Raw genomic sequence first — 21,976 nt, forward strand, 5'->3', positions numbered from 1 at the left:
CCCTCACCTTCCCCGCAACTCGCAGCCTCCTCCTCCTCCGCCCCGACAACATTGGCGACGTGCTGATGACCGCCCCCGCCCTGCGAGCGATCAAAGAAACGTCGCCCGAGACTCGCCTCACGCTGCTGGCCAGCCCGGCGGGGTCGCTGGCGGCGGCGGTGCTGCCCTGGGTGGATGAGGTGATCACCCACCGCACTCTCTGGCAGGCGCTAGATCGGCCCCCCGGCGGCCTAGAGCAGGAGTGGCAGCTAATCGAAACCCTCAAAGCCCGCCAGTTTGACGGGGCGATCGCGCTCACCAGCTTCAAGCAAAGCCCGCACCCCGCCGCCTTGATCTGCCAGATGGCGGGCATTCCGCTGCGGCTGGGAGCCTCCAAAGAAACCGGGGAATGCCTCACCCACCGCGTGGCTGATCTACCCGACGACCTGCATCAGGTCGATCGCAACCTGCGTCTGGTGGAAGCAGCAGGATTCACGGTGCAAAATCGCCACCTCACCCTCGCCATTCCCTCATCCCCTCACATCCCCGCCCAGCCCTACCTGCTGCTCAACCCCTGGACTAGCTGCCCCTCGCGCATGTACGACCTGGAGCGGTTTGCGATCGCCGCCCGCACCCTGGCCGAAACCACCAACTGGCCCGTCGTCGTCACCGGCACCGACAAAAACCGCGTCGCCGCCGCGCCCCTGCTCGCCACCCTCGGCCTCCACGCCATTGATTTAATCGGCAAAACCACCCTCTCCGACCTCGTCGCCCTGGTCGCCAAGGCCCGGCTTATGCTCTCCAACAACACCTCGACCCTGCACATCGCCGACGCCACCCAAACCCCCAGCGTCATTCTCTTTGCCGGTACCGAGCTAGAGCGCCAGTGGCAGCCCCGCCAAACCCGTGCCCACCTGCTGCGCCGCCCCACCCCGTGCAGCCCCTGCTACGCCTTCACCTGCCCCTACCACATGGAATGCCTCGATATTCCCCCCACCGAAGTCGTCACCGCCGCCCTCTCTTTACTCGAACTTCCTGACCGTCCCATCTCCCCCTCCGTGGGTTACGGCGGCACTTGAGGGACTTGCCACAGCTCTAACCCCGACCGCCTAACCCACGCTACAACTCATCTTGATTTTAGATTTTGGAGTTGCCCCCGCCTCATCCCCCCATCCCCTTATCCCCTCATCACCCGCCTACCCATCCACCCATCCACCCTCCCACCCATGCACATCACCTACCTCACCGGCAGCTACCGCCCCGACCAGGACGGCGTCGCCGACTACCTGGCCAACCTGCGATCGCGCCTGCACCAGCGCCAGATCACCTCCACAGTGCTCACCACCCACGACTCGGCCCGCGCCATGGCTGACCCCACCGTGCAGGGGGCCATTTCTCAGTGGCAGGTGCCGCAGCTGGTGCCGCTGGTGCAGCGCATTCTGGCTACCCCTACCGATATCCTGCACATTCAGCACGCGGCGGGCAGCTACCGCTTTGAGCGATCGGTGTTCTTGCTGCCGCTGCTGCTAAAGCTGGCGGGCTACCGGCGGCCCATTGTCACTACCGCCCATGAGTACGGCTGGTGGGACTGGCAGCCGAAGTGGTTTCCGGCCCCCTGGCTGGAAGGGCTGAAGGAATGGGGCCAGGCCCGCACCTGGTGGGACCGCGAAGACGGTTTTTTGCTCACCGGCAGCGACGCCATCTTCACCACCAACGAGAACATCACGCGAATTATGAAAGAGCGGCTGCCGGAGCGGCGCGATCGCATTACCACCGTTCCCATTGCTGCCAACCTGGCTGTCGCCCCCATCGATCGCGCCACCGCCCGCCAGCAGCTGCGCCACGACTGCGGCTGGCCCGCGCAGGCCCAGGTTGTCACCTTCTTTGGCTTCTTGCACCCGGTTAAGGGCATTGAGCCGCTGGTGCAGGGCTTTCGGCAGGTGGTTGACGCTCAGCCCCAGGCCCGCCTGCTGCTGATGGGCGGCGTCGAAACCCTGGCCCTGCGCGGCCAGGATGCCGAGCAGTACTGGCAAAAGATCCAGGCCCAAATCCGCGATCTAGACCTCAGCGACTACGTTCACTGCACCGGCTATATTGACGCCGATCAGGCCTCGCGCTACCTCTCCGGCTCCGACCTGGGCGTGCTGCCCTTTAACCCCGGCATTTCGCTTAAGAGCGGCTCGCTGCTGGCCTTGCTGGCCCACCGCCTGCCCACGATCGCCACCCACACCGCCGAAACCGACGCCATTCTGGTCGAAAAACAGGTGATCGCTCCGGTGCCCGCGCGCGATGGGGCTGCCCTGGGAGCGGCGATCGCCTCCCTGCTGCAAAATTCGACCGAACAGCAGCGGTTGGCCACGGCAGGGCACGGCTTTGTGCAGGCCTTTACCTGGGATGCCATTTGCGATCGCCACCGGTCGGTTTATCAGCAGCTGCTCGCCCCCGACTCCGTAGGGGCCGCCCATCCGGCTTGATCAACCGATACCGATTCCCTATGCCGCTCGCACGGCACCCCCAAACATAAAACAGCCATAGCCGCTCCCTGAGCGAAGTCGTTGGTGTTCGCGAAGCGAGTGCTGGGCACTCAGCCGCCCCAAAGGGGCTAGGGAACGGCTATATATTGAGCAAGTTCAAATTCAAGCACTCCGATTCCCAAAAGGCAGAACCGGGGGATCAACCAACTAGAGTTTGTTACAAGGCTTGCATCTATCAACATAGCCACGGCACTAGCGAAAAAAGTGCGTCACCCGATCGATGACGCACCTGTAAAGTTGGCTTTGAAGGGAGCTGACTTAACTAGCTACACTGGTCGCTGGCAGGCTAGCGGCGGTTTCAAACGGCTTTAGCACCACCTTGATGCAGTCTTCTTCCTTGTCGCGAAAGATTTTGTAGGCGCGGGGAGCGTCTTCTAGCGGCAGCCGGTGGGTAATTAAGAACGAGGGGTCGATATCGCCCTGCTGAATGCGCTCCATCAGGGGTCGCAGGTACTTGTGGACGTGGGTTTGACCCGATCGCATTGTCAGCCCCTTGTTCACAAACGCCCCCATCGGCATTTTGTCGATAAAGCCGCCGTAGACGCCGGGCACCGACACCTTGCCCCCCTTGCGACAGGCCACGATCGCCTGGCGCAGCACCATCGCTCGCCCTGTTTCCATGCGCACGGCCTGCTTGACCGTATCGTAGAGGGCCATTACGCCTGTACCGTGAGCCTCCATGCCGACCGCATCAATGCAGCAGTCGGGGCCTAACCCGCCGGTCATTTCCTTCAGGGCAACGCCAGCGTCCATCTCCTCATAGTTGAGGGTTTCGGCTCCGGCGGCGGCGGCGAGGGCCAGTCGCTCAGGGATGCGATCGATCGCGATCACCCGTTCGGCCCCCAGCATCATGGCGCTGCGAATGGCAAACTGGCCAACGGGGCCACAGCCCCACACCGCCACCACCTCACCAGGCTGAATGTCGCAGTTTTCGGCGGCCATATAGCCGGTGGGGAAAATGTCGGTGAGAAACAGCACCTGCTCATCGGTGAGGCCATCGGGCACCTTGAGCGGACCTACATTGGCAAAGGGCACCCGCACGTATTCGGCCTGCCCGCCCGCGTAGCCGCCCATCAGGTGAGAGTAGCCAAACAGCCCTGAGGGCGAATGGCCGTAGAACTTCTCAGCCATCCAGGCGTTGGGGTTAGTGTTGTCGCACAGCGACCACAGATCGCGGTTGCAGAAGAAGCAGTTACCGCAGGAGATCGTAAACGGCACCACGACGCGATCGCCCTTCTTCAGGTTGGTCACTTCAGGGCCAGTTTCGACCACTTCTCCCATAAACTCGTGCCCCAAAATATCCCCCGACTGCATGGTGGGAATGTAGCCATCGTAGAGGTGCAGGTCAGACCCGCAGATGGCGGTCGAGGTCACCTTGAGAATGGCGTCGTGGGGGTTGAGAATCTTGGGATCGGGTACGGTGTCAACCCGTACGTCTTGGGAACCGTGCCAGCATACAGCTTTCATCAATTACTCCTGGATGGGTGGCCAAACGGCCAGGACAAGGGGCTAGAGTCGCGATGGTAGGGAAGAGCGGGCGAGTTATAGCCGTCGCCACAACGGTTAGGACGTTTTCGTACATAGCCTATGGGCGATGGCTATACGCCAGTTCACTATCCCAGGCTTGGCTACAGGCGGTCAGCATTGTCCTAAGCGAACTGGCCAGCGCTATATAAACTATCGCGCCGAGTCGTAGCGCTTCAGGGTCGGGTTGGCGGTGGGGGTAGGCTGGGTTTGGGGGTTAGTGTTGGGGTTATAGGCGTTTTGGCCAACACCTGCACTTCCACCGCTGCCGGGCAGAATATCCTGCACCGCGTCCTTGACGCTTTCCAGAATTCCATTGGCCTTGTCTTCGGGGGCCTGCATGCGGTCTGCGGCCACCGCCGGGTCAACGCCGCCGCTGTAGTTTTCGTTGCTCAGCGGGTTGCGCGACTGGCGAACGGCCTCGGCTTCGTAGCGTCTGCCATCGAGGTTGTCGTCGGCCTGGGCGGGCTGAGCGTGAATACCGGCGGTACCCAGCCAGAGCACCATAGCCAGCATAGTTACAGCCACGGTTTGGGTGGCCATACGGGCCAGGGGGCGTACCCCAACAGCGCTAAGCCGCTGCCAGAGGGCCGCAAACTGGCTGCGAAATGAAACGGAAAAAAAGCGAAAACGAGACAGTGTAAACATGGTTCTACTCAGAAACGTCAAAAGTTGAATAGTGGGCTACCGGCGGCGACGGTGACCCTGGGCGTTTAGCTTCCCTTGGGCTGGCCTTCGATGGTGGCAATTTCGCCAGCCTCCATCAGCTGCTTAAATCGATTTAGCTCGTCGCCGATCTGCTGCTCGGGTTCTTCGCCAAAAAGTTTGGCCATCATAGTGCCCAACATGCCGCCCGGCGGCTGATATTCCATGACCACCTTGACCTCGGTGCCGCGATCGCCAGCGCTGGGCTGAAATCGCACAAACCCAGAATTTTCGACCGGGGCATCGTCAGTAGAGGTCCAGGCGATCAGGTGGTTGGGCTCGTCGTTGACAATCACGGCATCCCACTCGATGTCCTGACCCAGGGGCGCATTGGCCACCCAGTGAGAGCGGCGATCGTCCATCACCTGCACCGATTTCAGGTGGCGCATGAAGGTGGGTAGCTGGCTGAGGTTGCGCCAAAAGCCGTAGAGGTCGGTAGCCGAACGGTTAATGGTGACGGTCTTCTCAACTCGAATAGCGTGATCCAAACCCACAGCATCTCCTACTTGTTTGACCGTGCTTTTGCCCTGGGTGCCCTGATACACCAGCCCCCCGCCAGCAATGGCGGTGAGAATGCCCTTCAGCGATCGCTGCTGCAAACCCGTTAGCACCATTGCGCCGCCGCCAATAATCGAAGCCCAGCGTTCCAGATCACCCGCCTGTTTATCGGCAGAGGTTTGGGTACTCATAGCGTTTTCCATATCAGTGCCTCCTAACAGCAGGGCTGCGATACATCAGTCAAGTCAACCTGTCGGCTAGGGCAAGCCTTTTGTCGTCAGTACTGGCCCGACCAGCGGCCAGTCGCAGTTAGAACTCACCCGTTAAACATGGCTTCAGCCTAGGAGGCAAAACAGCAATCTCCTTCGGTCTTAAGGCAGAAACAAACCAAAAAACGGCCCTCCATCAGGGATAGGTAACTTCGCTTAGAGCCGTTCGGCCATAATCAAAAGAATTCAGCAGAGAAAGGCTTCGCCTGGCAACGGCTGCAGCCTTCCATGAGCGCTTCCTTGGCGCTCTAGCCATCCCTAACCCATCGGCTCGCTAAAATTGTCGACCCCAACCCACAATTGCTCTCAAAGTCGATGAGAAAACCGGATCACTTTGGGGCATGATTAAGTGACATCTGCCGAAGGAAGTAGACCAATCTACACCTTTTGACGGATGCGAAGTTGCCTAGAAGAGTTGCGCTATGAATGAAAGCTGGCTTTCAGATTACGTTATTTACTCTGAGCGGGAAGGCCAGGGCTATGCACGACGAGCCTGCCGCCCCTTAGAGTCACACATCAAAAAACTGCTGGGGCTGCCGGTCAGCGAACTCTCCATTCAGGCAGAAATCAAATATCTCAGCCTGGTAGCCGGAGGCGCAACCTGCGAATGCCCGGCCTGTAAGCTGAGAGCCCCCGGCAATGCGGGTATTTTCTGGGCCGTGTCCCGCAAGAGCGTCGCCTAAAGAAAATCGTCAGAACATTTTATACCGTACGGTTGACAGAACTGTACGGTATTTTAGTCATTGCAAACTTAGCCATGCGTAAATAGTCCTGCCCCCCACCAAGGGCGACTGCTGTTGGGTTTCACTGCGTTTCACCTAACCTACGCCTGATGTTTGTCAGTCAGCCAGGAATATGTCTGTCGCTTCGTTAAAGATGGCAGCAAAAAGTGACGGTCAAATCGTTGCCCAGGGTGTTGAAATTGCTGAATACAGCCCAGGCAAGTCGTTCGCGCTACTATAACCCTCGCTGCCAAGGTTTAGCGTTCTCGTCGGCAACCCGCAGGTGGTGACCGTACAACCATTTATGGCTCCAGCGCAGGCTGCGCTGGAGCCGCACTATAATTCAGTGACACCAGGGCTCTTTAATCGGGTTTGCGTCTTACGGTAGAGACTTTTTTTCAGGCTAAAGTTATATGCTAAGTCCAATCTAAGTCTGGCCTTGAGCGTTCCTAAGCAAATGGTGAGAACTTGTAGAAACAGGTTTCTTGCCTGTGCTCAGCTGTGTGACGCTGACGCATTTATGGGGCGATCGCAGCCGCTTTGAGACTGCCTTAAATCCAGAGCTTTTGTTGTCTCATAAAAAGCTCTTTTGCATTGCCGAAGCGGCGAGACTTGCATATTCAAAGTCGGGCTTGATTGACTTTAAATACAACCCCTGAAGTCGCTTTCAGGTTTATTTAGAGCAGAGCCAACCGTAATCAATACATCGACAAGAGTTTTACAATGAGCCCGAAACAAGTTTTGCGACTGCTCAAGCAAGCCTTCCAGGAATGGAATAAGGACAAAGCATCGCAACTGGCCGCAGCACTGGCCTACTACACGCTTTTTTCGCTGGCTCCGCTGCTAATTTTGGCGATCGCGATCGCGGGCTTATTTTTTGACAGTGTGGCCGTCCGCGACCAGCTCATGAGTCAGGTCGAATCGCTGGTGGGCGGCAGCGGTGCCGAATTTGTTCGCACCGTGCTCGACAACGCCAATCGCCCTGGTCAAAGTTCTGGTGTGGTTGCTTCGATCATTAGCATTGTGCTGCTGCTGGTGGGTGCTACCGGAGTGCTGACCCAGCTACAGCTAGCGCTCAACACCATTTGGAACCTCGAAGCCCGCTCTGACATCGGCCTGATGAATATGGTGCGCAAGCGGGTCTTGTCTCTGGGCATGGTCATGGTGATCGGGTTTTTGCTGCTGGTATCGCTGGTTGTCAGCTCCGTTATCTCCGGGTTTTCGGCCTATCTCCAGTCTCTTGCACCAGGCCTGGATGCGGTGGTGCAGCTGATTAACTTTGTGGTGGCCTTTGGCATTACTACCCTACTGTTTGCCGCTCTGTTTAAGTATTTGCCCGATGCCGTTATCTCCTGGCGCGATGTTTGGTTTGGCGCGATCGCGACCGCCATTCTATTTTCTATCGGCAAATATCTAATCGGCCTTTACCTGGGCAACAGCGGTTTTGGTTCATCCTATGGAGCGGCAGGGTCAGTTATTATTCTGCTCATTTGGGTGTTTTACTCAGCCCAGATTATGTTTTACGGTGCCGAACTCACGCAGGTCTATAGCCGCCGCTTTGGCTCCCCCATTCAGCCCAACAAATATGCCGTTTTGAGCGAGCCCTCTGCCCAAGAGCGATCTAATTCAGTTTAAATCGGCAGAAAGATATCAGCGGCACCGATTTTCTCCACAGTGGTAGTAGCCCAATTTTTTTCATCGCTGGCGCGAATGGGATCCTCTTGGCCGGTTAGCGGCGCTTTAGCGATCGCATGCTCAGCCGAAATTAGAGCAATGGATGAACTGTGGATGACTGGAGGAAAGCTGTGTATAGGGTAAGCACGGGATGGAAATGGCTCTGTTATGGAGCAGTGGGTTTTCTGCTGGCAATGCTGCTGACGGTTGCTGCCCTGGCAAAGCCAGCAGGCGTAGTGCCCCCATCCATAGAAGCAGAACCGGCGCTCGACTTAGGAGGGGCCTCTGCTCCGGCATCGCCGACGGCACCTGGATTGGGCGATCGCCGCGAATTGTCTGACTTTATCGACGGTCTTTTTGACCAGGAGCTGGCCACCCAAACCGCCCCTGGCGCGGCTGTTGCCGTCGTTAAAGACGGGGAACTGTTTTTTGCCAAAGGCTATGGCTACGCCGATCTAGAGCGGCAAATTCCTGTAGATGCCGATAAAACGCTGTTTAGAGTGGCCTCAATCTCAAAGCTCTTTACGGCAACGGCTACCATGCAGCTACAGGAGCAAAAACTCCTCGACCTTGACGATACTGTCAACCGCTACCTCGGCGACCAGGTGCAGCTAGAAAACCCCTTCGATGAACCCGTTACCTTTGCCCAACTCCTGACCCACACCGACGGTTCTACCAAGCGTCGAATTGGCCTGGCCGCTCGTACCGAGGCGGAGCTACAGCCCCTGCAAACTTACCTCAGCAACCATCTGCCCCCGATTGTCTATCCCCCAGGGGAACTGTTCAGCTACTCCAGCCACTCGATCGCGCTGCTGGGCTATCTAGTCGAGCGCATTGCTGGGCAACCCTTTGTCGACTACGTCAACGAACACATTCTACAGCCGTTGGCTATGAACCGCAGCAGCTTTGCCCAGCCGCCGCCGCACGTAGACGACCTGGCTACGGGCTACCAAAAGCAGGGCGGTCAGTTTAAGCCCGTCCCCTACCTCTACCTCAACATTGGGCCAGCCGCCGCCCTAAGCGCCACCGCCACCGATATGGCGCATTTCATGATTGCCCAGCTGCAGGGAGGCCAGTATCAAAACAACCGCATTCTACAGCCCGAATCGGTGGCCGCTATGCAGCGCATTCACTTTCGATCGCACCCTCAGCTACCGGGCACGGGCTACGGCTTTCGTGAGCGACGCGTCAATGGTCTGAGCACCGTTGGCCACCTGGGCAGCCTGCGCGGCTATTCCAGCTCGCTCACGCTAATGCCTGACCAAAACATCGGCATTTTCATTGTTTCCAACAGCTTCAGCGGCGTTCATAGCCGGGTTTTAAAGCAGTTTTTCGATCGCTATTTTCCGCCCCCGGTCGATGGCACAGCCGCCGATTTACCGGCTGTTGACCCAGCTGAGGTCGATCTCAGTCGGTTTGTTGGCACCTACCGCGATTTGGAATATCCGCGTCACACGCTTGTGAAGCTGTCGGCTCCTTTGTCGCACATCGTCATTCGACAGAGCCAGAGCGGGCTGAATATTCAAACGCCATCGCTCTTTTTTCGCTATCCGATGCCCAATAGTCAGCTGGAGCCGGTGGGTCCCTTGCTCTTTCGCCATCGTGACGACGGTACCCTAACGGCTTTTGAGGCCGACGATGAAGGGCACATCGTGTACGCCTACAACCCGATCTTCGCCAAAATGGCGACCTTTAGCAAAATTGCCTGGTACGAAAATCTTTGGCTACATGCGGCAGTTGTAGTTGCCGCTGCGTTCTTATTTTTGTCGGGTCTGTGGGTTTGGCCCCTACGGCCACTCTGGCGTCGTCTGCGAAACAGGGCGGGGCACACAGGGCCTCCCACGCCTTTGGTTTGGCGAATGGCGGGCGGGGTTAGCATGCTGAATCTGATTTTTGTAATCGGGTTTCCCCTGTCGCTGTGGCTGTATGGAGGGTGGAAGCTAGCCTATGGCATGCCCTGGTTTGGGTTCGCGCTGCTAACGCTGCCCATTGTTGCGACTGTTTTAACGGTGGCCATGGTAGCGATCGCGATCTGGGTCTACGGTCAAAAGGAATGGTCTTGGGCCAGGCGCGCCCACTACAGTCTGCTGACCCTAGCCGCCGTAGGGTTTGCGGTGCTGATGGGATACTGGAACATCTTGGGGTATCAAGTTTGACCCCGCCGGTCGGCAGGAACGATCGCTCGTGTGGACAGGCGGGGCCAATAGTTGGCTTGGGAAAGCCGATTTGACGGCGCAGTTTGCTCGTTGGTTAGGCCTCATCCATCTAAGTGAGCAGCCTGAGAGCAAACCATTCGCCAGCTAGAGGCTGGCTCTAGTAGATGCTGTCTACGCCCAGGCGCGAGGCCAGCTGCTGCTGCAGAGTTTCGGGCAGTAGCACCCGGTTAACGGCGTGAATAACGCCGTTGCTGGCCTGAATGTCGGGGGTGACAACGCTGGCGTTGTTGACAACAATGCCCGTATCTCGAACGGCAACCGCAACCCCACCGCCCAGGGTGCTGACGCCGCCAGTGCTGAGCTGATCAGAGGTCACAGAGCCTTCTACTACGTGGTAAGACAGCACCTGAGCCAGCAGATCCTGGTTTTCGGGCTGAAGCAGGTACTCTAGGGCACCGTCGGGCAGTTGAGCAAAGGCTTCATCGGTGGGGGCAAACACCGTGTAGGGGCCTTCGCCAGTCAGGGTGTCGCCCAGCCCTGCCGCCTGGACGGCCTGTACCAGAGTGTTAAAAGAATCGTTGCCGCTGGCTACATCCACAATCGACATGCTCGACGTGTCGGTCATGGTGCCTGCTTCGTTCATAGTGCCGGCCTCGTTCATGGTGTCACCCATGGGGTCGGTCTGCTGCTGGGTCGTCGGCTCCATCATGCCGCCAGTGGTGTGGTTGTCGGCCTGGGCGCTACCGCCTAGCAGCAGGCCAAAGCTAGTTACCGCAGCGGCGATCGCTGTATTGCGACGGGTGGTTGAAAAACGCATAGGTCATGTCCTCGGTTTAATTTTCATCGCTCTATATGTGAAGTTTAGTAAAGCTGCCTGGGTCTTCTCATCCATCGATAGGTATGCATAATCGCAGGTGCTCTCAAAAGCGTCGGCTTTACCAGTTGCGCCAGCGTCCTGATAAAGCCGAGGTGTTGTGATGCTTAGCGATCGGCCTAGGCCTGTAGCGGCCAGGCCCATGCCGTAGGGGTCAGGCTTCTCTTGCCGTCGCTGCGCCATCGTAGTCATCGGGCGCGTTGGGGGGTTGGGCATCGGTTCTGGCCTGGGCCTGCCGTCCGTTGCCGTTTTGGCCAGCCTGGTTTGGGGAGTGCCCATCGTTGAGAGCCCCCTGCAGGGTGAGCCGAAATTCGTCAGAGGGATGCAGCCACACGTCGCGCTGGGGAAAGGGAATGTCTGTACCCGCTTCCTGCACGGCCAGCTTAAAGCGACGGCGGTATTCTCGTGAGACATCCCACTGCTTCATCGGCTGAGTCTTAATCCACACCCGAATGATCAGCGAGCTATCGCCAAAGTCGTCAACGCCCAAAATTTGCGGATCATCCAGAATCAGCGGGCTCCAGTCGGGGTCGTGCTGGAGGTCGCCGCCCACCTGGCGAGTGACCTCCAGCATGTGGTTAATGTCGGCGTTGTAGTGAACCGGAATTTTGAGATCGGCCTGAGACCAGTGCAGCGAATAGTTGGCGACGCGGTTGATGTCGCTGGTGGGAATGGTAATCAGCCGTCCGGCGGTGTCGCGCAGCTGGGTAATGCGCAGATTGAGCTTTTCGACTACGCCTGAGTCGTCACCGATTTTGACCACATCTCCGATCGCAAACTGGTCTTCTAGCACAATAAAAAAGCCCTGAATCGCGCCTTTGACCAGGTTTTGAGCCGCGAGCGACAGCGCTAAGCCGATCAGGCCAACGCTAGCCAGCAGCAGCCCAATATCCACTCCGGTGATCGAAAGCGCCACCAAAAACCCGATCGCAATCCAGACAAAGTTGGTGATGTTTTTAATCACGCTGGAGAGAGTCGAGATGCGCAGTCGGGCGCGGCGCGAGTAGTGGCTGCTAAACCCGGCTTCGTCGGTGAGGCCCAGGGCGAGGCGATCGACCACGGTGTAGGTAAGGCGAATGCCGACGTAGGCCACCACCACGACAATGCCGATAATGATGGGCACCTTGAGGGTTGAGAGCAGCTCTTGCTGAATCACCCGCAGTTCGGGAAACGGCCCCATGGCCCACAGCAGGGTGCTGGCCAGCACCAGACCCTGCACCAGCGGCAGCAGGCGATCGCGCAGGTCGTGCACCTGGTGGCGCTGATTGTCGGTCGTATTGGCCTGGTTTAGGGATGGGCCTAAACGACGAATGGTTGAGCGCACCAATCGTTCGGAGGCGTACTGAAGCACAACCATCCCGCCGACAGCCAGCGCCAGCGCTACACCGATCTGAACGAACTGCTGGCGGCGGTACTCGGGCTGTCGCTGCCGGTAAGCCCGCTCCAGGGTTTCTGGAATCACATCTTTTAGGTGCTCAACCAGGCCCTCGGTGGTCATGCCCTGCAAATTGGTATCCTCTGAGGTGATCGTCATCAGGTACTGATCGTTGACGTAGACCTTCGTCTGCCCGTTCTCGGTTTGGCTGGTGGTAACGTTGGCGACAGGGTCTTCCAGCGCCAAATAGTCGTCGCGAATCTCCTCCAGGTTTTGATGAATTTGCTGGCGGCGCTGCCCCAGGGCCGCACCGGGGGCCGAGATCTGAAAGGTGTCGTAACCATCGAGTTCGACCCAGCCCAGCGAATAGGCACTGCTGCCGCCGCCCGCCGCCGTCGGAAACTGGGCCAGGACCGCAGTAGCGCTACCCGGCAGAGCGCTGGAGAGAACTAAAAATAAGGTGCTGATAAACAGCAGCGATCGCCACCCCCAAGACAACATCCATTGCTGAATTCGGCACAGCCGAAGGGTTATTTGAGCGGGAAAAAATCTTCGCATAGGACAACTTCTGTTCCGTTTGTACCTACAAGCGGTCTGTAAAAGTCTGAGCAACAGACCCTAAAAAAATGAATTGGCAAAAAGCGCAGAAACATCAGGGGGGTAGGAATACCCACCCCGCAGAGTGTCGTACTGAGATTTGATCAGCATCTCTCCATAGAGAGAGCCCTGCACTAAAACAGGCTGTAGCAGGGTTTGGCTGCACAAATGCAGCTGTAAAATCTGCCGCTGGCAGGAAGACAGCACCCAGTCGGCGACGGAGGATGAGGGATGCGCGTTCAAAAAGGTACGCTTTACCCGCTCAATAATAGATAGATGCGATCGCCGTTTTACCCTGACCTCCGATGACTTTTCTTAACGACAACAAAGCTACGCTGCGGGTCATTTTGGCCGTCTGCATGGTAGTCGCTGGCGTGCTCCATTTTGTGGTGCCGCAGCCGTTTATTCGCATTGTGCCGGGGTTTTTGCCGGCCCCGGCGGCTTTGGTTTACATCAGCGGCGTCATTGAAATCTTGCTGGCCTTAGGGTTGCTGTTGCCATCAACGCGGCGGTTCTCGGCCTGGGGTTTGGTACTCCTATTTATCGCGGTGTATCCAGCCAACCTCAATATGGCGATTAACCACATTCAAATTTCTGGCATTCCAGATACCTGGTGGTTTCATGCTATTCGTCTGCCCTTTCAGTTTGTGCTAATTGCCTGGGCCTACTGGTATACCCGTCCTGAAACTCCTCAACTGACCTAGACTATGGACCCTCTATCCCCCATCTCCTGGCTAGATGTTGCCGGGCGTTTAGGTATCGCCATTTTGTTCGCGGCCATCATCGGCCTCGATCGCGAGTTCAGCAACAAAGCGGCTGGTCTTAGAACCAATATGCTGGTGTCGCTAGGGGCCGCCCTTTTCGTATTGGTCACGGTTCAAAGCGGGCTGGTTCAAGCTGACAGCAGCTCGATGGCGCGCACTTTGCAGGGCATTATTACCGGAGTTGGGTTCGTTGGGGCAGGCTCAATTCTGCGCGAAGATCGGGTGCGGGGGTTAACGTCAGCCACCGCCGTCTGGATTTCTGCTGGCGTTGGGGTCGCGGCTGGGCTAGGGCAGTGGCAGCTGGGCCTGTTGAGCACTATATTTGCCTTGGTTATTCTCCGCCTAATGAAATTTGCCGAGAAACGGATCTAAACCAAACTCAGGCATTGAGTTTTGAAGAAGTTTTTTGATCAGGAAAACGTCGAATTCTGAGCAGAACTCACCCTGGAAATAGCCGTTCCCTGAGCGGAGTCAAAGGGACGACTGGAGGTGTTTTTATCGCTTGGAGTGCTGTGCTATTGACATGCCCATTACCCCAGAAATAACCGTTCTCAGGGCACAGTCGGTGGGGATGGCTATGGTTGTTTTTATTGTTGAGGGGCGGCGCTAGCGACATAGACAACTAGCATGACTCAAAAAAATCTACCGGTGGGGTGACAGGTTCCATTGAAGCGACTGCTAAGGTAGCAGATAGGATTTGCGGCCCAAACTCTCATCTAATGTCGTCACAAGCGGTGGCCTTGAGTAAACAGCTAACTGCAACCGTTGACGGCTTAGTATTGCAGCAGCATCACTGACCTAATTCTGACGGTTTATGCTGTGAATACGCAGCGGTGATCGCACAGCGCGACCCTTCCCCACAAATATTCCAAAAAGACTCAATCAAGTAATTTTATGAACCCCAACCAGACGAGCCCGAAAAAAGCAGATTCCGCCCAGGTTTCTTCGCCCCAGGCCATCGATAAAACGCCTCCTGCCGCCGACGAACCTGTGACCGATCTGTCACCGGCCCAAGCGGCTGAAGAAGCGGCTCGCACCGGGCGAGAAGATAACAGCGCCATGATCGGAGCCGAAGTTCCCGATCACAACCAGATGGCATCGGGTAGCCCCGTCACCGCAGGCGACCCCGACGCTATGATTGAGCAAGCCAAGGTTGTAGGTGAAGAGGCCATTGGTGGCACGACTCCCACCCCCGATCAAAGCAATGTCGACGATATTGCGGCGGCTGTGGGCATCAATACTCAGGCCGAGCACCCTGTCGCGGTCAAACGCGAAATGGAGCGTCGCGACAACCATCGGTTTGAGCTTGATCCCGATTCTAAGGATCCTATGTCCTAGGCTCTATGGCTTATAAACTCTCTGCTGACAGCACCGTTGAAGACAACATTCGCCGCATTCTCAGTGAACAGCTGGAGAAGGCCGTTCAGCAGCTCAGCGAAGAGTTTCAGCAAACCCCAGGGGAGGCGGTTCACAACGCCCGCAAGCACTTAAAAAAGGTGCGATCGGTGCTGCGCCTGGTGCGAAAGTCGATCGATAAAGACACCTACAATCGAGAGAAAAACCGGCTGCGCGACCTGGGGCGATCGCTCTCACTGGCCCGTGACAGCGAAGTCTACCAGCAGACCCTGAACGGCCTGCTTGATGCCTACGGCCTTGACCTAGACACCGGGGAGTTCTCTAAGCTGCAAGCGAGCCTAGGCGACCTGCATCAGGTCAGACTTAAAGAACTCACCAACGGCGATACCCCCATTGCGGCCATTGTTTCAGACCTTAAAGACAGCCAGGGCCGTCTCAACCAGCTTTCCCTCCAAAAAACCGGCTGGAAAGCCCTTTCTGCCAACCTGAAGCAAATTTACAGCCAGGGACAAACGCGCTACCACATCGCCTACGCAGACGGCAGCGACGATGCTTTTCACGACTGGCGCAAGCGGGTCAAAGACCTGTGGCACATCACCGGTCTACTCAAGCCCCTGTGGCCCAGTGTAATGACTGCCTTTGAGTCAGAAATGGATCAGCTGGCCCAGGCCCTGGGCGATGGGCACGACGTTGCAGCCCTGCGATCGTTTTTGCTTGGCTCACCAACCGAAATCGCGATCGAAGCGGTTCACATGCAGGTGCTGCTGCCCCTGATGAAGCATCGCCAGCACAGACTGCACCAGCAGGCCAACGAACTCGGGCACAGGCTGTACTGCGAAGATCCCGCCGCCTTTACCCACCGCATAGCGTGCTACTGGCAGCCCTGGTTTGTAGCCGCAGCCGCTAGTCGAGCCGAGTCCTAGGTTCAAGACCCAGCTCCGCTCAGCCTTTTGGAGGCAGGCGAAAGATGTCGGCAAACACCGCTTTGGGGTCGGGGCGGCGGCTATCGTCGGGAGAGTCGTAGACTACCATGAGGCTATTGTCGTAGCCCATACAGGGCACCAGCACCAGCCCTTCGGCATGATCTGAGCCAATGGTAAAAGGCAGGTCAAACAGCACCTTGAGCTGACCAGAATCCTGACTCCACAGGGTGTCGTTGGTGTGCTCCAGCACGTCTTCAAGGCGGAACATTTGCATTGCGCCCTCTAGCTCCATGGTGGGGCCAGCCAGCACCAGCAGGTCGCCGTCGTGCAGGCACAGCTCGCGAATGCCCTGGCCGTTGAGGTCGAGGAAGTGCTTGCGGTAGAGGCAGCCGTTGCCCAAATCTTTGAGCACAAGCTCGCCGGGTTCGCCGTCCTCTACCTCAATCTCAAGAATAATGGCCCAGCCCCGCAGCACCGGACCGCGCAGCCCCAAAAAGATTTGGTTGCCGTTGACGGCTAGCCCCTCCACATCAAAACCGTTGTCTTTGGAGGGCAGCTGCATTTTTAGAAATAGCCCCAGATGCTCATCTTCAGCGAGAGCTTCAAGCAGCACATTATGGCCGTTGACCTGCTTGAGGCTAGCCGCCGTCAGAGTGCCATTTTCACCCTTAGAACGGGCATAGGTGGGCACAATTTCACCGCTGAGAACGGGCAGTCGAGCCAGCAGCGATCGATTTGGATCGCTTTCAATTTCAGTCAGGCGTTCGATATCTTTGTGCTGCTTTTTGCCCTTCGCCTGACTGCGTTTTAAGCTGTGAGAGCCCACTACCCAAAGATAGCCATTGCAGTAGTCAAGCCCTTCAATATCAATTTCAGATTCGTGATCAAAGAGCTTAATAAAGTCTTTAAGGTGAAATGTTTTGTGGTTGCCGTAGACTCCGTCTCCCATGGGCGACAGCCGCTCAATTGTAATAAATTCGTCGGAACCCAGCCAGAGATTGCCGTCGGGGGTACGCGTTACGGCAGATAGTTCGGCTAATAAATCTTCCGAATCGGTTTGAAAGTTGAGCAGGGCGCGGCTGAGCAAAAATCCGTTGGGCATGTCGGTTATTCAGTTATTGAGCTGCTGTAATGGCTAGAAATCCTTAATCACCAAAATTCTAACGTAGCGATCGCAGCAAAGACTAACATCGCTCAAAGGGAAGAAATCCAGTTGTTGCCGATTGATCTTCTATAGATCGGTAGAGGTTAATTCTGCTTAGCTTGCCTACCTTTAGTTCAGTATTAATCCTTAAAGGAAGTTTGCATGAATAGCCCCGTTTCGCCTGCTGAGGTGGTGCAATCCCAGCCGCAGAAGGTGCTTGAGGCCTTTGGCGTGGATGCCGCCCAGGGGCTGAACAGTCGGCAGGTCGATCGCCAGCGAGAGAAGTACGGCTGGAACCGACTCGAAGAGGCGAAACAGCGCGGGGCCGGGGCAATCTTTGTAGACCAGTTCAAGAGCCCCATTATTGGCCTGCTGGCGGTGGCGGCGGTGCTGGCCTTTGCCTTTCAGGAGTGGATTGAGGGCATTGCGGTGGTGATCGCGATCGCCCTCAACGCCCTGATTGGCTTCGTCACTGAGCTGCGGGCGGTGAAATCGATGGAGTCGCTGCAGCAGCTCAGCCAGACCCAGGCCAAGGTGCGCCGCGAGGGGCAGGTGCAGCAGGTGGGGGCTGACGCGCTGGTGCCTGGCGATATCGTAGTGCTGGAGGGGGGCGATATTGTACCCGCCGACCTGCGGTTGATTAGCGCTTCTAACCTGCAGGCCGATGAGTCGGCCCTGACCGGGGAGTCGCTGCCCGCCAGCAAAACCATCCAGCCGGTCGAGCCTGACCTGCCGCTGGCAGAGCAGACCAACCGGGTGTTTAAGGGCACGGCGATTCGGCTGGGGTCAGCCGAGGGCATTGTCACCGCCACCGGCATGGAGACCGAGCTGGGCCACATTTCGACCCTGGCGGCCCAGGCCGGGGGTGAGCAGACTCCCCTGGAGCAGCGGCTCGACCAGCTGGGGCGGCGGCTGATCTGGATCACGCTGGTGATTGCGGCGATCGTGGCGATCAGCGGCATTGTGCAGGGCAAAGACCTGATGCTGATGGTCGAGACGGCGATCGCCCTTTCCGTCGCCGCCGTGCCCGAGGGCCTGCCGATTGTCGCCACGGTGGCCCTGGCCCGAGGCATGTGGCGTATGGCCAAGCAAAACGCCCTGATCAACCGCCTCTCGGCGGTCGAAACCCTGGGCTCGACCAGCATTATCTGCACCGACAAAACCGGCACCCTGACCCAAAACCGCATGACCGCCAGCCAGGTCGTAGTAGAAACAGGCACCGTCCAGGTGGGCAGCAGTGGCGATACTCCTTTTAGCCTCGACAATCAACCTGTCGAGCCGCCGCAGCACGAGGCGCTAGCGCAGCTGCTGCGGGTGGCGGTGCTCTGCAACAACGCCGAGCCGCCCGATTCTGAGGCCCCCGATCGCACCATTGGCGACCCGATGGAGATTGCTCTGCTGAATCTGGGCCAGCAGGCCGATCTGCACCGCGACGACCTGCGATCGCAGTATCCTGAGGAGCGCGAGGTCGCCTTCGACCCCGACCTCAAGATGATGGCAACCATTCACAACGCCAGAGACCACAGCGCCAAAGGCGGCTACTGGGTAGCCGTCAAGGGGGCTCCCGAGGCGGTGCTGGAGTGCTGCACCCAGTACCATACCGGGCAGGGTGTGCAGCCGCTGGATCGGGAAAACCGCGATCGCTGGCAGCAGCGCATGCACGCCACCGCTGAGGCCGGACTGCGGGTGCTGGCCTTTGCCACCAAAACCACCGACACGGCCCAGGACGACCCCTACAGCGACCTGACCCTGCTGGGCGTGGTTGGGCTCGAAGATCCGCCGCGCCAGGGCGTCAAAGACTCGATTAAGGCCTGTCATCAGGCGGGCATTCGCGTGGTGATGGTGACGGGTGATCAGCAAATTACGGCCCGCAACATTGGTTTGGCTGTGGGGCTGGTGGGCAATCGCGAGGCCAAAGCGCTGCCCGGCAAGGCGCTCAAACCCCTCGACGACCTCACCGACCAGCACCGCCAGGAGCTGCAGCAGGTGTCGATTTTTGCCCGCGTCAGCCCCGAGCAAAAGCTCAACCTGATTGCGCTGCACCAGGCCGACGGGGCGATCGTGGCGATGACTGGCGACGGCGTCAACGACGCTCCGGCCCTGCAAAAGGCCGACATCGGCGTGGCGATGGGCCAGCGCGGTACCCAGGTCGCCCAGGAAGCCGCTGACATGGTGCTGCAGGATGACTCCTTTGCCAGCATTGTGGCGGCGGTGGCCCAGGGCCGGGCAATTTTCCGCAACATTCGCCAGTTCACCTTTTACCTGCTCTCGGGCAACACGGGGGAAATTATCGCCGTCGCCCTGGCCTCATTTGCCAATGCGCCGCTGCCCCTGCTGCCCCTGCAAATTCTCTATATCAACGCCGTCAATGACGTGTTTCCGGCCCTGGCCCTGGGCCTGGGCGAAGGCGACGACACCATGATGCAGCGACCGCCGCGCAAGGGCAGCGAGGCCGTGCTCACCCAGGACCACTGGATTGCGATCGGGCTGTACGGCCTGCTAATTGCGGCCACTACCCTGGGTACCTTTGCGATCGCCCTGCGGGTCTGGCAGCTCGACGGCACCGAGGCCGTTACCATCTCCTTTATGACGCTGTCGTTTAGCCGCCTGTGGCACATCTTTAACATGCGCAGTCGCGGCACCAGCCCGCTACACAACGAAGTGACCCGCAATCCCTTCGTCTGGGGTGCCCTGGTTATCTGCACCTTGATTTTGCTGGCGGCGGTCTACGTGCCCGGCCTCTCCGATGCCCTGGGCACCACCGGGCTGTCGGGGCGCGCCTGGGGGCTGGTGTTTGGGGCCAGCCTAATTCCGCTCGTGGTGGGGCAGCTGGGTAAAGTATTGTTCGAGCGCAAAGCAAAGCGGTAAAGCAGTCCCATGTTCAACTGGATTACAACCTGGATTGAGTCCCTTGGCTACCTGGGCATCTTTGGCCTGATGGTGCTGGAGCATCTGTTTCCGCCCATTCCGTCGGAGCTGGTGATGCCCCTGGCCGGGTTCGTCAGCCGCCGCAGCATCGGGCTCAACCTGGCCGGGGTGATTGCCGCTGGCTCCCTAGGCTCGCTGCTGGGGGCGTCGGCCTGGTACGTGCTGGGGCGGCTGATTACCCACGAGCAGCTGATGGACTGGGTGCAGCGCTACGGTCGCTGGCTGACGCTGAAGCCTCGAGATATTGACAAAGCGTTTGACTTTTTTCAAAAAAGCGGCGGCAGCTGGGTGGTCGGGGTCGGCCGCATCGTGCCGGGGGTGCGCACCTATGTGTCGGTGCCAGCGGGGCTCAGCCACATGCCGCTGCTGCCCTACCTGGCCTACTCCGCTCTGGGCACCGTGTTGTGGACGGGGGCGCTGGCGGCGGCGGGCTACATCCTCGGCGATCAGTTCGATCGGGTGGAGCAGTGGATTTCTCCAATCAGCAAAATTGTGCTGATCACGCTGGCGATCGCCGCCGTTGTCTGGATTGTCAAACGCCGCCAGCGCCGCCAGCGCCGTGAGCGCTGACCCACCTCATACCGAACATCCATGCCGCTAGCGCAGCAACCCTAACAATAAAAGACAGCTATAGCCGTTCCCTGAGCGGAGTCAAAGGGAACGGCTATCCCCTCGTTCCAATGCTCTGCATGGGAATGCTCAGCGGCGGCTCTGCCGCCCAACCTGATCAGATACTGAACTGGTGCTCTAGCTGTGGCTATAGGTCAGGGTCTGGCTCAGGAGGGCGGCCTGCTGGCGCAGGGTCTCTAGCTGGGCCAGCGCTTTGCCTGTAACCAGCAGCTCCTCCGCCTGGGCCAGCCCGGCCTCCAGGGAAGCCGCCGCCCCCCCCTGCCACAGGTAAAATCCGGCGTTCCACAGAGCGGTTTTTTGCAGGGCCGAGGGCTGACCCGCCAGCACATCCAGCAGCCGATCGCCCAGGGAGGCTTCATCGCCCAGCTCCACATCATCGCCCTCAAAGCCGTAGTCGCGGGGGTGCAGCAGCAGGCGCTCGAAGCAGCCCTGGTGGCTGACGCCGACGATCGCCGTGCGGCCCCGCGCCAGGTCGCAGCTGCCCTCCAGCCCCTTGACGCTAATCCAGTCGGTTTGCCCGCGCAGGCCAAAAGTGCCCTTGGCAAACTCTTCGGTGGGCGGGTGCACAAACCCCATCACCAGGGTGTGGGGGCCAGCGTAGGGCGACCACATCAGCTCGACCGTGGCGAAGGGGGGGCGCTTGCCAATCTGGTCGCGGTAGGGCACCAGACCGTGGGCGGCAGGGAAGTGCTGGGGCAGGTAGACAAAGCCCAGGCCAGTGCGGTTGAGCAGGGTGTGGGCCTGCTCCAGGCTGTGGGGGCTGAGGTCAACCCCCAGCTGTCGCCAAAGTTCGATCAGGGGAATGCCCTCTTTGGTGGGCATGCGATCGCCGCCGTGTAGCACCACAGGGATCCCCGCCGCCAGCAGCACCAGGGCGGTGACGGGGGTGACCGGGGCCGTGCGCGATCGCCCGTCGTAGGGGCAGCTCAGCACCAGGGCGCGGCGGCTGTAGGCGCTGTCAGGGGCGATCGCGGGCAGGGTCGGCCCCAGGGCTGCGTAGGCATCGAGGGTACCGGCCAGCTCTTCGGCGGTGGGGCGCTTGATCCGGTGGGCGATCATAAACGCGCCGATTTGGGCCGGGGTGGCGGTTTGGGTCAGCATCATGCGGGTGGCGGCTGCGGCTTCGGCGCGGGTGAGCGCTCTGGAGGTGTGGCTGCCGCTGCCCACGTGCTTGAGCAATTCCCGAAACTCGTTACTCATGGTTGTCTGTCCCTCATCTGTCCCTCCTCATCTGTCCCTCCTGATCGGTCCATAAGGGGGGGGCAGGGTTTGCAAATCATACCCTGTCAGGGCCGATGGTCGGCCCGATTCGCCTTGGTCGCTG

The 21,976-nt window shown here is 58.8% G+C and carries 18 protein-coding genes; 11 read left to right on the top strand and 7 right to left on the bottom strand.

The features are described from left to right. Both ACQ4N7_RS25570 and ACQ4N7_RS25575 read left to right on the top strand, forming a co-directional pair. Window positions 1-1,058 (top strand): glycosyltransferase family 9 protein (locus ACQ4N7_RS25570; protein ID WP_430714268.1); only part of this gene is annotated, 1,058 nt, incomplete at its 5' end. 147 nt (window positions 1,059-1,205) lie between these two features. After that, window positions 1,206-2,453 carry a glycosyltransferase family 4 protein gene (locus ACQ4N7_RS25575; RefSeq protein WP_430714269.1) on the top strand — a complete coding sequence of 416 codons (1,248 nt, stop codon included), beginning with the start codon at window positions 1,206-1,208 and terminating at the stop codon, window positions 2,451-2,453. Window positions 2,454-2,771: 318 nt separating this feature from the next. Here ACQ4N7_RS25575 and ACQ4N7_RS25580 read toward each other — a convergent pair whose 3' ends face one another. The 3 genes from ACQ4N7_RS25580 to ACQ4N7_RS25590 all read right to left on the bottom strand — a co-directional run bounded on the left by ACQ4N7_RS25580 (window position 2,772) and on the right by ACQ4N7_RS25590 (window position 5,443). Then, window positions 2,772-3,980 (bottom strand): zinc-dependent alcohol dehydrogenase, encoded by a 1,209-nt coding sequence (locus ACQ4N7_RS25580; RefSeq protein WP_430714270.1) that lies wholly within the window; start codon window positions 3,978-3,980, stop codon window positions 2,772-2,774. Between the two features lie 210 nt (window positions 3,981-4,190). Continuing rightward, window positions 4,191-4,685 carry a hypothetical protein gene (locus ACQ4N7_RS25585; RefSeq protein WP_430714271.1) on the bottom strand — a complete coding sequence of 165 codons (495 nt, stop codon included), beginning with the start codon at window positions 4,683-4,685 and terminating at the stop codon, window positions 4,191-4,193. A 65-nt stretch (window positions 4,686-4,750) separates the two neighbouring features. Beyond that, a complete protein-coding gene (locus tag ACQ4N7_RS25590) occupies window positions 4,751-5,443 on the bottom strand; it encodes an SRPBCC family protein (protein WP_430714272.1) in 693 nt (230 codons plus the stop codon). A 488-nt stretch (window positions 5,444-5,931) separates the two neighbouring features. On the opposite strand from ACQ4N7_RS25590, the gene ACQ4N7_RS25595 reads away from it, so the two are divergent. The 3 genes from ACQ4N7_RS25595 to ACQ4N7_RS25605 all read left to right on the top strand — a co-directional run bounded on the left by ACQ4N7_RS25595 (window position 5,932) and on the right by ACQ4N7_RS25605 (window position 10,061). Further along, window positions 5,932-6,192, top strand: coding sequence for a hypothetical protein (locus tag ACQ4N7_RS25595; RefSeq protein WP_430714273.1), 261 nt, complete (start codon window positions 5,932-5,934; stop codon window positions 6,190-6,192). A gap of 762 nt (window positions 6,193-6,954) precedes the next feature. Next, window positions 6,955-7,866 carry a YihY/virulence factor BrkB family protein gene (locus ACQ4N7_RS25600; RefSeq protein WP_430714274.1) on the top strand — a complete coding sequence of 304 codons (912 nt, stop codon included), beginning with the start codon at window positions 6,955-6,957 and terminating at the stop codon, window positions 7,864-7,866. Window positions 7,867-8,081: 215 nt separating this feature from the next. Then, the gene (locus ACQ4N7_RS25605) at window positions 8,082-10,061 is read left to right on the top strand and encodes a serine hydrolase domain-containing protein (RefSeq protein ID WP_430714275.1); all 1,980 of its coding nucleotides are present in this window, start codon (window positions 8,082-8,084) and stop codon (window positions 10,059-10,061) included. A 157-nt stretch (window positions 10,062-10,218) separates the two neighbouring features. On the opposite strand, the gene ACQ4N7_RS25610 is transcribed toward ACQ4N7_RS25605, so the two are convergent. Together ACQ4N7_RS25610 and ACQ4N7_RS25615 are read right to left on the bottom strand one after the other, a co-directional pair. After that, complete coding sequence (locus tag ACQ4N7_RS25610; protein WP_430714276.1) at window positions 10,219-10,878, bottom strand: fasciclin domain-containing protein; 660 nt, start codon at window positions 10,876-10,878, stop codon at window positions 10,219-10,221. Between the two features lie 211 nt (window positions 10,879-11,089). After that, the gene (locus ACQ4N7_RS25615) at window positions 11,090-12,811 is read right to left on the bottom strand and encodes a mechanosensitive ion channel family protein (RefSeq protein ID WP_430714277.1); all 1,722 of its coding nucleotides are present in this window, start codon (window positions 12,809-12,811) and stop codon (window positions 11,090-11,092) included. A 401-nt stretch (window positions 12,812-13,212) separates the two neighbouring features. Here ACQ4N7_RS25615 and ACQ4N7_RS25620 point away from each other — a divergent pair, with 401 nt between their 5' ends. From ACQ4N7_RS25620 to ACQ4N7_RS25635, 4 genes are all read left to right on the top strand, one after another. Beyond that, window positions 13,213-13,611 (top strand): DoxX family protein, encoded by a 399-nt coding sequence (locus ACQ4N7_RS25620; RefSeq protein WP_430714278.1) that lies wholly within the window; start codon window positions 13,213-13,215, stop codon window positions 13,609-13,611. A gap of 3 nt (window positions 13,612-13,614) precedes the next feature. Beyond that, window positions 13,615-14,043, top strand: coding sequence for an MgtC/SapB family protein (locus ACQ4N7_RS25625; RefSeq protein WP_430714279.1), 429 nt, complete (start codon window positions 13,615-13,617; stop codon window positions 14,041-14,043). 522 nt (window positions 14,044-14,565) lie between these two features. Continuing rightward, window positions 14,566-15,009 (top strand): DUF6335 family protein, encoded by a 444-nt coding sequence (locus ACQ4N7_RS25630; RefSeq protein WP_430714280.1) that lies wholly within the window; start codon window positions 14,566-14,568, stop codon window positions 15,007-15,009. A gap of 5 nt (window positions 15,010-15,014) precedes the next feature. Next, window positions 15,015-15,950, top strand: coding sequence for a CHAD domain-containing protein (locus ACQ4N7_RS25635; protein WP_430714281.1), 936 nt, complete (start codon window positions 15,015-15,017; stop codon window positions 15,948-15,950). 19 nt (window positions 15,951-15,969) lie between these two features. On the opposite strand, the gene ACQ4N7_RS25640 is transcribed toward ACQ4N7_RS25635, so the two are convergent. Next, window positions 15,970-17,052 (bottom strand): DUF3616 domain-containing protein, encoded by a 1,083-nt coding sequence (locus tag ACQ4N7_RS25640; protein ID WP_430714282.1) that lies wholly within the window; start codon window positions 17,050-17,052, stop codon window positions 15,970-15,972. A gap of 204 nt (window positions 17,053-17,256) precedes the next feature. Between ACQ4N7_RS25640 and ACQ4N7_RS25645 the strand changes: the two genes are divergently transcribed. Next, window positions 17,257-19,962 (top strand): cation-translocating P-type ATPase, encoded by a 2,706-nt coding sequence (locus ACQ4N7_RS25645; protein WP_430714283.1) that lies wholly within the window; start codon window positions 17,257-17,259, stop codon window positions 19,960-19,962. Window positions 19,963-19,971: 9 nt separating this feature from the next. Then, a complete protein-coding gene (locus tag ACQ4N7_RS25650; RefSeq protein ID WP_430714284.1) occupies window positions 19,972-20,592 on the top strand; it encodes a DedA family protein in 621 nt (206 codons plus the stop codon). A gap of 177 nt (window positions 20,593-20,769) precedes the next feature. On the opposite strand, the gene ACQ4N7_RS25655 is transcribed toward ACQ4N7_RS25650, so the two are convergent. After that, window positions 20,770-21,852, bottom strand: a complete 1,083-nt coding sequence (locus tag ACQ4N7_RS25655) for an anthranilate phosphoribosyltransferase family protein (protein WP_430714285.1) — start codon at window positions 21,850-21,852, stop codon at window positions 20,770-20,772. Window positions 21,853-21,976: the final 124 nt, after the last annotated feature.

Source organism: Nodosilinea sp. AN01ver1, from assembly GCF_050565655.1.
Classification (GTDB): Bacteria; Cyanobacteriota; Cyanobacteriia; order Phormidesmidales; family Phormidesmidaceae; genus Nodosilinea.

What these genes read in the sequence shown, in the direction of transcription:
- ACQ4N7_RS25580 (WP_430714270.1), bottom strand. Translation starts at nt 3,980, where the DNA reads ATGAAAGCTGTATGCTGGCACGGTTCCCAAGACGTACGGGTTGACACC.
- ACQ4N7_RS25585 (WP_430714271.1), bottom strand. Translation starts at nt 4,685, where the DNA reads ATGTTTACACTGTCTCGTTTTCGCTTTTTTTCCGTTTCATTTCGCAGC.
- ACQ4N7_RS25630 (WP_430714280.1), top strand. Translation starts at nt 14,566, where the DNA reads ATGAACCCCAACCAGACGAGCCCGAAAAAAGCAGATTCCGCCCAGGTT.
- ACQ4N7_RS25645 (WP_430714283.1), top strand. Translation starts at nt 17,257, where the DNA reads ATGAATAGCCCCGTTTCGCCTGCTGAGGTGGTGCAATCCCAGCCGCAG.
- ACQ4N7_RS25640 (WP_430714282.1), bottom strand. Translation starts at nt 17,052, where the DNA reads ATGCCCAACGGATTTTTGCTCAGCCGCGCCCTGCTCAACTTTCAAACC.
- ACQ4N7_RS25635 (WP_430714281.1), top strand. Translation starts at nt 15,015, where the DNA reads ATGGCTTATAAACTCTCTGCTGACAGCACCGTTGAAGACAACATTCGC.
- ACQ4N7_RS25615 (WP_430714277.1), bottom strand. Translation starts at nt 12,811, where the DNA reads ATGTTGTCTTGGGGGTGGCGATCGCTGCTGTTTATCAGCACCTTATTT.
- ACQ4N7_RS25595 (WP_430714273.1), top strand. Translation starts at nt 5,932, where the DNA reads ATGAATGAAAGCTGGCTTTCAGATTACGTTATTTACTCTGAGCGGGAA.
- ACQ4N7_RS25600 (WP_430714274.1), top strand. Translation starts at nt 6,955, where the DNA reads ATGAGCCCGAAACAAGTTTTGCGACTGCTCAAGCAAGCCTTCCAGGAA.
- ACQ4N7_RS25575 (WP_430714269.1), top strand. Translation starts at nt 1,206, where the DNA reads ATGCACATCACCTACCTCACCGGCAGCTACCGCCCCGACCAGGACGGC.
- ACQ4N7_RS25650 (WP_430714284.1), top strand. Translation starts at nt 19,972, where the DNA reads ATGTTCAACTGGATTACAACCTGGATTGAGTCCCTTGGCTACCTGGGC.
- ACQ4N7_RS25655 (WP_430714285.1), bottom strand. Translation starts at nt 21,852, where the DNA reads ATGAGTAACGAGTTTCGGGAATTGCTCAAGCACGTGGGCAGCGGCAGC.
- ACQ4N7_RS25590 (WP_430714272.1), bottom strand. Translation starts at nt 5,443, where the DNA reads ATGGAAAACGCTATGAGTACCCAAACCTCTGCCGATAAACAGGCGGGT.
- ACQ4N7_RS25625 (WP_430714279.1), top strand. Translation starts at nt 13,615, where the DNA reads ATGGACCCTCTATCCCCCATCTCCTGGCTAGATGTTGCCGGGCGTTTA.
- ACQ4N7_RS25620 (WP_430714278.1), top strand. Translation starts at nt 13,213, where the DNA reads ATGACTTTTCTTAACGACAACAAAGCTACGCTGCGGGTCATTTTGGCC.
- ACQ4N7_RS25610 (WP_430714276.1), bottom strand. Translation starts at nt 10,878, where the DNA reads ATGCGTTTTTCAACCACCCGTCGCAATACAGCGATCGCCGCTGCGGTA.